This window comes from Antarcticirhabdus aurantiaca, assembly GCF_009765365.1.
In the GTDB taxonomy this organism is placed as follows: Bacteria; Pseudomonadota; Alphaproteobacteria; order Rhizobiales; family Rhizobiaceae; genus Antarcticirhabdus; species Antarcticirhabdus aurantiaca.
Genome location: NZ_VTOM01000028.1, coordinates 69,002 through 77,497 on the forward strand (window position 1 = coordinate 69,002; position 8,496 = coordinate 77,497).

General features: G+C 66.4%; 6 protein-coding genes and 1 pseudogene. 6 read left to right on the plus strand and 1 reads right to left on the minus strand.

What is annotated here, in order from left to right:
- Positions 1-165: 165 nt before the first annotated feature.
- From FZN60_RS25045 to FZN60_RS25055, 3 genes and pseudogenes are all read left to right on the plus strand, one after another.
- Positions 166-1,095 (plus strand): annotated as a pseudogene (locus FZN60_RS25045) (LysR family transcriptional regulator); the annotation flags it as partial.
- A 488-nt stretch (positions 1,096-1,583) separates the two neighbouring features.
- The gene (gene rnk / locus FZN60_RS25050) at positions 1,584-2,141 is read left to right on the plus strand and encodes a nucleoside diphosphate kinase regulator (RefSeq protein WP_246727172.1); all 558 of its coding nucleotides are present in this window, start codon (positions 1,584-1,586) and stop codon (positions 2,139-2,141) included.
- An 85-nt stretch (positions 2,142-2,226) separates the two neighbouring features.
- Complete coding sequence (locus FZN60_RS25055; protein ID WP_158876397.1) at positions 2,227-2,400, plus strand: hypothetical protein; 174 nt, start codon at positions 2,227-2,229, stop codon at positions 2,398-2,400.
- A 666-nt stretch (positions 2,401-3,066) separates the two neighbouring features.
- Here FZN60_RS25055 and FZN60_RS25060 read toward each other — a convergent pair.
- Complete coding sequence (locus FZN60_RS25060) at positions 3,067-3,444, minus strand: hypothetical protein (protein WP_158876399.1); 378 nt, start codon at positions 3,442-3,444, stop codon at positions 3,067-3,069.
- Positions 3,445-4,541: 1,097 nt separating this feature from the next.
- On the opposite strand from FZN60_RS25060, the gene FZN60_RS25065 reads away from it, so the two are divergent.
- The 3 genes from FZN60_RS25065 to FZN60_RS25075 are packed head-to-tail and all read left to right on the plus strand — an operon-like array spanning position 4,542 to position 8,402.
- A complete protein-coding gene (locus FZN60_RS25065; protein ID WP_158876401.1) occupies positions 4,542-6,746 on the plus strand; it encodes a type VI secretion system Vgr family protein in 2,205 nt (734 codons plus the stop codon).
- Between the two features lie 10 nt (positions 6,747-6,756).
- Positions 6,757-7,821, plus strand: a complete 1,065-nt coding sequence (locus FZN60_RS25070; RefSeq protein WP_158876403.1) for a DUF2169 family type VI secretion system accessory protein — start codon at positions 6,757-6,759, stop codon at positions 7,819-7,821.
- Positions 7,818-8,402, plus strand: a complete 585-nt coding sequence (locus FZN60_RS25075; protein ID WP_158876405.1) for a DUF4150 domain-containing protein — start codon at positions 7,818-7,820, stop codon at positions 8,400-8,402. The genes FZN60_RS25070 and FZN60_RS25075 overlap by 4 nt, the downstream gene beginning before the upstream one ends.
- The last annotated feature ends 94 nt before the right edge of the window (positions 8,403-8,496 follow it).

Here is an 8,496-nt window from a genome sequence, read left to right on the forward strand (position 1 = left end):
GTCGGCGCCCGTGACGAAGGCGGCCTCGCGGGCGAGAGACAGGGAACGTGGGACACGAGGCGCTCCTTCGGGCTCGTTCGATGGAGCGAATGTGGCGGAGATATTCCTCTTGGTTTAGCCAGTCCCCGCTGGTTATTCTTTCAACGATCCCTTGAAGGAGGTGACGTAGAGACGCTCGCCAACCTCGAAGCTTTCGTGCGCAGCGCCGAGCATGGCAGCTTTTCGCAGGCCGCCAGGCGCCTGTCGTTGACGCCGGCGACCGTCAGCCGCAACGTCGCCATGCTGGAGCGGAACCTCGGGGTGCGGCTGTTCCACCGCTCGACGCGTCGACTGACGCTGACGGAAGCGGGGGAGAGCTTCCGCCTCGCGATCGCCGCCAACCTCGAGAACATCCAAGCCGCGATCATCGGAATCGCGACCGAGGGCGGCGAGCCTGCCGGGACGTTGAAAGTCAGTCTTCCACCGACCTTCGGCGCGACCCACATCTTGCCGCTGCTGCCGGGCTTCCTCGCGCGGTATCCACGCATCCGGCCGGAATGGCACTTCGAAAACCGCCGCGTCGATCTCGTGGCGGAGGGCTATGACGCTGCGATCGGCGGCGGGTTCGACCTGTCCCCGAGCATCGTGGCGCGCACCCTCGCGCCGGCCCACATCATTCCGGTCGCATCCTCCCGATACATGGAGGGGCGAGTGCCGCCGACGGATCCGTCCGACCTCGCCGCGTTGAACGGAATCGTCATGCGCTCGCCTGGGACGGGTCGCATCCGGCAGTGGACCCTGCGCGATGCGAGTGGCCGCGAAATCCCCGCCACCTTGCCGGAGTCGATCATCGTCAACGATCCGGCGGCGATGCGCGAGGCGGCGCTCCTTGATCTCGGCGTCGCGATGCTGGCGGTGCCGGACGCCTTGCCGGCCTTGGATGCCGGCCGCCTCGTTCGACTCATACCGCGCTGGTATGCCGATGCCGGCGCGATCACGCTCTACTATGCCAACCGGACGCTGCTGCCGGCGAAAACGCGCGTCTTCATCGACTGGATCGCCGAGGCCTTTCGGGAGCGCCGGCTTGCCGAGCGCTTCGCCGGAAGCCTCGCCTAGCCTCGCCGGCGATCTGCCGCGTTCACCGGCACGGAGTACGTCATCGACGGGGGAACGGTGCCGACTGCGTGAAGCGAGCGCAGGAGGTCTCCATGGTCTCGCTTCGTCTGCAGGCGTGACGGCCATGTCTTGGCTGCTGCTCCAAGAGCCGCTCCTGGGCGGGATCCCTGCGGCGGAGCATGACAGCCATGGATCGTAAGTCGTTGAGCCGCCTTCCGACGTTTGCCGGCTTCCATTTAGACGGCGTGCCCAACCTGACCGTTGTCCGACCGGGATCGAGAGCGCTGTCACGCTGGAACGCCGCGGGCTTCGGCGGGCGTGCCGATCGAGCGGCACCTTTGGCATGGCGGACAGATGAAGTGGCTCCACGAGTTTGACTTCGCCGGCAGAATGGGCAAGCTGAGGGGATGATCACGATTGACCTTCGCGAAGCGCTCAGCGCCCGGGTGACCCCGGCCGCACCATTGTAGCCCCAGCCTTCGGTTGCCTTGCGCCCCGAAGCTGGGGCCGTCGATCACGTCACCTCCATCACCATCAGCGCCGCAGCGAACGCTCGCGGTGGCGCCTTCGTCCGCCGCCGCTCGTTGCGCCCCGCGCAGCAGGCGCTGCCGTACGACTATCGGAATCTGCCCATGTCCCAGAGCTCTAGCAGCCGTTTGCCCAAGATCATCATCACCGAGCCCGAGTTCGAAAGCCTTTCGCGGATCGCGAATGCCGCTCTCGATGCCCTGCCGGACGTCGCCGAGGAACTCCTGCGCGAGCTCGAGCGCGCCCGCGTCGTCGCCGAAAAGGCGGCGAAGCCCGACGTGGTGCGAATGAACTCGACCATCCTGTACCGACAGGAGGACGGCATCGAGCGCCGCGTCACCTTGGTCTATCCGGCAGCGGCTGACATCTCGCAGGGCCGCGTGTCGATCATGACCCCGATCGGCACGGCCCTCATCGGCCTCGGGCAGGGGCAGTCCATCGCCTGGACGAACCGCACAGGCAAGCGACAGGAACTCACCGTACTCGCCGTCGAGCCGCCCCCGGTCGATCACACCTGAGGCTGGGCGTTGTCGGCGGGCGGGTCGTGCGCGAACGAACTTCGCCGGCTTCGTCATCGATCAAGAGGACGAACGCGCAAACCAGGTGGTGGAAACCCGCCACCTCGGCAGCGCGCGGATCGCCTACGTCCGCGGTCGCTCCGGCCGCACGCCCCGCGACGAGGCCTTCGAGGCCGGCACGGAGATGCTGGACATCACACGCTACGCCTATGTTGGGCGCGGACTCCTTGCGCCGAGAATGGCGCCGCCTTCGTTCTGATCGAGCACGACACGATCGGTCGCGTCACCGACGGGACGATCAACGGCCAGCGCGTGGAGATACGGCCAGGGACGAGAACCGACTGGACCCGGTTCTCGTTCACAGCGGGCAACATTCAGGCAAGTATGTCCTGCCAGAACGAGTGGTGTACGACGACGCCTTCGAGGCGAGATGCGGCGCCTTCCCCTGTTGACGGTTGGCTCGCTCGACGTTGACGAGGCTTTCCCGCCGGAAACGGAGCCCGATGAGGATGCCTGACGAGCTCGCCCCGCCGACCTTCGCGCACCGGATCGAGTTCCGAGTCTGCTGGTGGGTCGGGACTGCCTTCGAGATCGCCGCCGGATGGCTGTGCCATGGCGGCCCCACGTCGAAAGGGGCGCCGCAATCCGGTTCACATCGCGATAAACGTGCCGTGAGCGGCGTCATTGCGCTGCAAAGGTCGCCTAATAGGTAGCCCATCCGCTTCCTGGAGGGCACCTGTTGACCGATATCAGCGACCGTCTTCGCTTGCTGGGGATGCGCTGCGCATCCGCAACCGGCCATGTCCTGGCATGGCTCCTTGATGTCGTAAGTCCGCCTCGAAAGTGAGGGTGAGGCGAGGCGAACAAGGAATTCCGGGCTGCTTAGGCTACAAAGATGGCTTTCTTCATGCGATGGTACATCGCTTCAGAGATCAAAGCCGCCGCGAAGTGCAGACCGAATATCCACTAGGTTGATCACAGGAACTGGCCGTCCTTGAGGCAGGATCGGTCTCCCCGTGGTGTCGATCTCAAGGTCCGGCAGCGCGGCCGCGGACATCCCTCCAGAATACCCTGTCGTGAGCGCTCTGGAATAAGCATCCTTGCGCCTTGTCGCGCCGGAGATCGGAAGCGGGGCGCCGACACGAAGGTCCGCGTTCCAGAGGAGTGGCGCCGGGGTACCTCCAGCCGGCACGATGCGGGCTTTACTGCTCGCCTTCCACAACAGCAGCGTGGATGGCTCGAGCGCTTCACAGCCTGTGAGGCTGATCAACAGCAGCGCAATGTACGCGCGATGGTGCTTCATGTGCTGCCGCTCGCAGATCGTCGATGTGACCGAACCCCGGGTGGCTCGTGTCGAGAACTCGAAAGGACTAGCGCGAGAAGCTTGCGTCGCACTCAACTTAGAAGCCGCGGCCTCAATCCCACCCGGCCCTCGCGCCGGGCTTTTTCGTGCCCGTCTATAGGATGACCCTTGGACCACACCGTTTCTCTCGCCGCAGCTCGCCTGATGGGCTTTCCGCATTGGTCGCAGCGATGTTCTCTGCGCGCGGTGGGAAAGCGCTCGCTGGCGAAGCTGGAGCGCAGGAACCAGCCCTCCGCACCCCTGAACGAGCCGAAAACAGACTGTGCCCGGTTTCGTGCAGCACAGTGGGGCAGTCGAGACGCCCATAGCGAGCGCTGCGAGCGGTCAGAAAGCCTCGGTAGGTAGGTTTTGCGTGGCTGGGGAACCTGGATTCCCAGCCAGGTAGAGATCAAGTCTTTGTAAACGCTTTTGCTTTTCTTTCGTGTTCCCGTCGTGGGCGTCAGCTTTGTGCTCTGGCTTGGGGTCGGCGTCAACGATCGGCGGAGGTCACCTGTTCGAGAGATGGCACCCGCCGTTGCGGAGACGATGCTCTCGGAAATGATTTCCTATGAGCGAGCTGAACGCAGCATCAGGACGATGCGGAGAGATGGCTGACGTGGTTCGCATCTCTTCCCCGAAAGCGGTCGTCGGGTGCCTATTTGGTTTGTTGTGGGGTCGGACGGGGCGCGTGTCGTGCTGTCCTGGGCTATCCGGCAGGCGCCTTCGGCGCTTGATCGAAGTTGATGACGTTTTGTCGGCGCTTCTCCGCATCCCGGCACCGCCGCGTTTGGCCGCGCCACGCCCCATCTCCGCCACAATCTCAGCGCGCCGCCGGCGCGCAATCGGTGTCGATGCGCCTGTTCGTTTTGTCACCGTCGTCAATAATCGGGAGTTACGCCAGCGCGTTAGCCGGTCCGCCTCCAGACGAGTCCACCGCCCGCGCGCATTATCCTCAATCAAGGGTTCACGCCCCGCCTCGATCCGCCCTAATCTGGCGCCTCGAACACGAGCTGGCTCGGGTTGCGGGTCGGTTTATCGCATCGAGGGACTGCCTGCGCATGAACGACGTGCCCGTGATGAACGACTTCATCCAAGCCTCGCGCCTGCTGCGCATCGAGACGCCGCTCGGCACCGATGCCTTCCTGATGGAGCGCTTCCAGGGCCGCGAGGCGGTCAACGAGCTCTTCTCCTTCCAGGCCGTGATCCGGGCAAAACGCGACGACGTCAGCCCCCAGGATCTCGTCGGCAAGAACGTGCAGGTGAGCCTCGACCGCGGCGACGAGGGGCCGCGCCGCGTCTGGGACGGGCTGGTCACCAACCTCACCGAGGAGCCGCGCCTCACCCGCTCGCTGCGCCAGTACGTCCTGACCCTTCGGCCCGACCTCTGGCTCCTGTCGCAGCGCTCCGACTGCCGCATCTGGCTGAACAGGACGAGCCTGGAGATCGCCGAGACGCTCCTGTCCGAGCACGGGCTTCGCGCGCCCGACGCCTCGGGCGTCCTGTCGCCTCCGCCGGCGCGCCCCTACAGCGTGCAATGGAACGAAACGGACCTCGCCTTTCTCCTGCGCCGCCTGGAAGAGGACGGGCTGTTCTTCTGGGTGCGCCAGACGGATGAGGGGCAGGTGCTCGCCCTTGCCGACGGCGCCAGCGGCTGGGACGCGGGCGCGGACGGGGACACGGGCGCGGTGCGCTTTGCCGCAGGCTCGACCGACCGCGATCACGTCTCCTCCTGGAACCGCCACTTCGCCTTCACGCCGGGCCGGCGGGCGGGCCGCGACTGGAACTTCGAGACGCCGACCACCGTGCCCGAGAGCGCCGCCCCCTCGCTCGTCAAGCTGCCGAGAAACGGCGCCTACGAGCTCTACGAGTATCCGGCGCGCGCCCTCGACAACGCGGCGTCCGAGGCCGCGACGAAGCTGCGCATGCAGGCGGTGGAGGCCGACCACGAGCGCATCGAGGCGGCCTCCACCACGCGCAACCTGGCGCCCGGCGCCAAGCTGACCCCTTACGACGTCGCCAATCCCGAGCATTCCTTCGAGACGGGCGTCGTCACCGCCATCGAGCACTTCGCCCACGATACGACCTACGAGACCGGTGGCGACCATCCGATCTACCGCAACCGCTTCGAGGCGCTGCCCGCCCGCCTCGGCCTGACGCCGCACAGGACGACGCCGCGCCCGAGGATCGAGGGCACGCAGATCGCGATCGTGGCGGGCCCGCCGGGCGAGGAGATCCACACGGAGGAGTTCGGGCGCGTCAAGCTGTGGTTTCCCTGGGACCGGCGGGCGAGGAAGGACGGCTCGGACACGGTGTGGGTGCGCGTCGGGCAGAGCTGGGGCGGGGGCACCTGGGGATCGCAGATCATCCCGCGCATCGGCATGGAGGTCGCCGTCACCTTTCTCGACGGCGATCCCGACCGGCCGCTCGTCGTTGGCGTCGTGGCCAATCCGGTGAACAAGGTTCCCTACGACCTGCCCGCCAACAAGACGCGCATGGTGCTGCGCTCGGATAGTCACAAGGCGAACGGTTACAACGAGTTGTCCTTCGAGGACGAGGCGGGACAGGAGAACATGTTTCTCCACGCGCAGAAGGACATGACGCAGAAGGTGCTGAACAACCGCATCAGCCGTGTCGACGCCCATCAGGTCGAGAGCATTGGGCAGAACAAGTCCACCGATGTCGGCGGCAATCACCAGGAGAAGATCGGCGGGTCGGTGAACCTCAGCGTCGGCGGTGGACTCGGCGCGCCGCTCTTGTCGATGCTCGGCGGTCTCGTCGCGGCGGGGGGAACGGACTCGCAGTTCGGCTCCGCCGCGATCGACGATCCGCTGCTGCAGGCCTTCACGGCGACCGTGGCCGCGGTCGGCGCGCCGGCCGAATTCGCTTCGCTCGGTGCGAACGCCGCTGTCACCGCCGCCGGCAACTTCGCAACGAAGGGTGGAACCGAGAGCGCGAGCGCCGGTGCCGGCCTTGGCCGCCTCCTTGATCAGGCCATGCCGCTAAGTGGCGTCATGACGACGGTGGTGGAGAAGTTCCGCTCCGATACGGTCGGGATGGCCCGCACTGAGCAGGTCGGCCTCTACAAGAACACCACGGTCGGACACACCATGACGATCAACGCGGGCGAAGAGTTCATCATCAAGTGCGGCCAGTCGCGCCTGATCATGGACAAGGACGGAAACGTCACCATCACGGGCACGAAGTTCAACTTCGCCGCCTCCGGCCATGTCCAGATCAACGGCGAGATCATCGACCTGAACTGAGGAGGGCGCGATGATCGGACGCAACGACACGGATTTCGCTGCCATCGGCTACGAGCAGGCGCATCGCGACGGCGAGGACATGGGCACCATCGCCGTGCGCGCCGAGTACATCCTCGGCGCCGACGGCTCGCTGACGCTGGCGAGCGACCAGGAGATCGTCCTCGTCGACGAATATGCCGGCGATCCGCACCGAACGCCGCTCCTGCGCCCCGCCGATCTCGTGCCCTTCAAGCCGGGCGCCGACGTTACCGTTCTCGGGCGCACCTTTCCGCCGAACGGCCTCGACGAAGCACGAGAATGGATCTGCGGCGTGCGGGTCGGCGAGCGCCGCCACTTCCTGCGCGCGAACGGCCCGCGGCGCTGGCGGCGCGAGCGCAAGGGCTGGCGCCTGGAACCGGCCGAGCCCGTCGCCTTCGTCGACCTCGATTACCGCAACGCCTGGACCGATCGGCCGACGCCGGGCGGCGATCCGCCCCAGGAGAATCCTCTCGGCCTTGCGCCCTTGGCGGAGGATGTGACGGACGAGGTGGTCGAAGCCTTTGCGCTGCCGAGCCTGGATCGGCCGGCCGAGGCCTATGACGAGCCGCATACCCCGCGCAGCCCGGCCGGCTTTGGCCCCGTGCCGCCCTTCTGGCGGCTGCGTCAGCGCCATGCCGGCACCTACGACGAGACCTGGCTCGCGGAGCGGCATCCTTATCTGCCGCGGGACTTCGACTACCGCTTCTACCAGTGCGCTCATCCCGACCTCGTGGTTCCCGGCTATCTCTCGGGCGAGGAGGAGGTCGAGCTCGCGCGCCTCCTGCCCGGCGGGCGCAATCTCCACCTGCGCCTTCCCGGCATCGAGCTTGCCGCCACCTATCGCTGGCGCGACGGGCGCGAGGTTCGCCAGAAGCTGAACCTCGACGGGCTGCACGTCGACCTGCGCGAGGCCCCTTACCGCCTCGCGCTCACCTGGCGCGGCTGGCTGCCGATCTGCCCGAACTTCCTGCGCATCGACCTGGAAGCCGCCGAGCGGGCGTCGAGCCTCTTCGCCGACCTGCCGCCGGCCGCGCTCCACGGCCTGGAGGCGGCATGAGCCTGCCCCCGCCCCGGGAGGGCTCGCGAGACACGCGCGAAGGTCTCATCATCTCCAAGTTCCCGGACGTATGCCGCTCGCCCCAGTGCCCGGTGCCCTACACGATCGTCGCCTACCAGTCGGACGATGCCAACACGGCGGCGAGCGTGCGCATGACCGGCCAGCGCGCGCACAAGCAGAACTCGATCGTCACCCGCTGCACCGGCGACGAGCCGGGCACGGGCCTCGGCGTGAAGTCCAACACGGTCTCCTCGGTCTGCCACCGCAAGGAGCATTCGAGCACCGTGCGCATCGAAGGCCAATGGGCCACGCGTCACGGCGACGCCTGGTACATGAACAACCGCAACACCATCGGCAAGCTCAACTGGTACACAGGCAACAAGAACTTTGACCCGACGCCGCCCCTCGTAGCGGCGGCAGAGATGTCGGCTGGGTCGAAGGTGGTGATGAGCGATGTGTCTTCCTCTTCGCCACCGTTGAGGCCTGGGACCCAGCTTGCATTCGTCGATACGAGTGGGCAATCAATTCAGCCTCAAACACGGACGGTTCTGGTCTGCCCCCTGAAAAGTGGCCCTCCCTGAAGTAGGCTTTTGAGCCTTTGGAGGATGCCGAGAATGCCGAGGAAGAAGCCGAGCCCGGAAGAGATCGTCGCCAAGCTGCGACAGGTGGACGTTC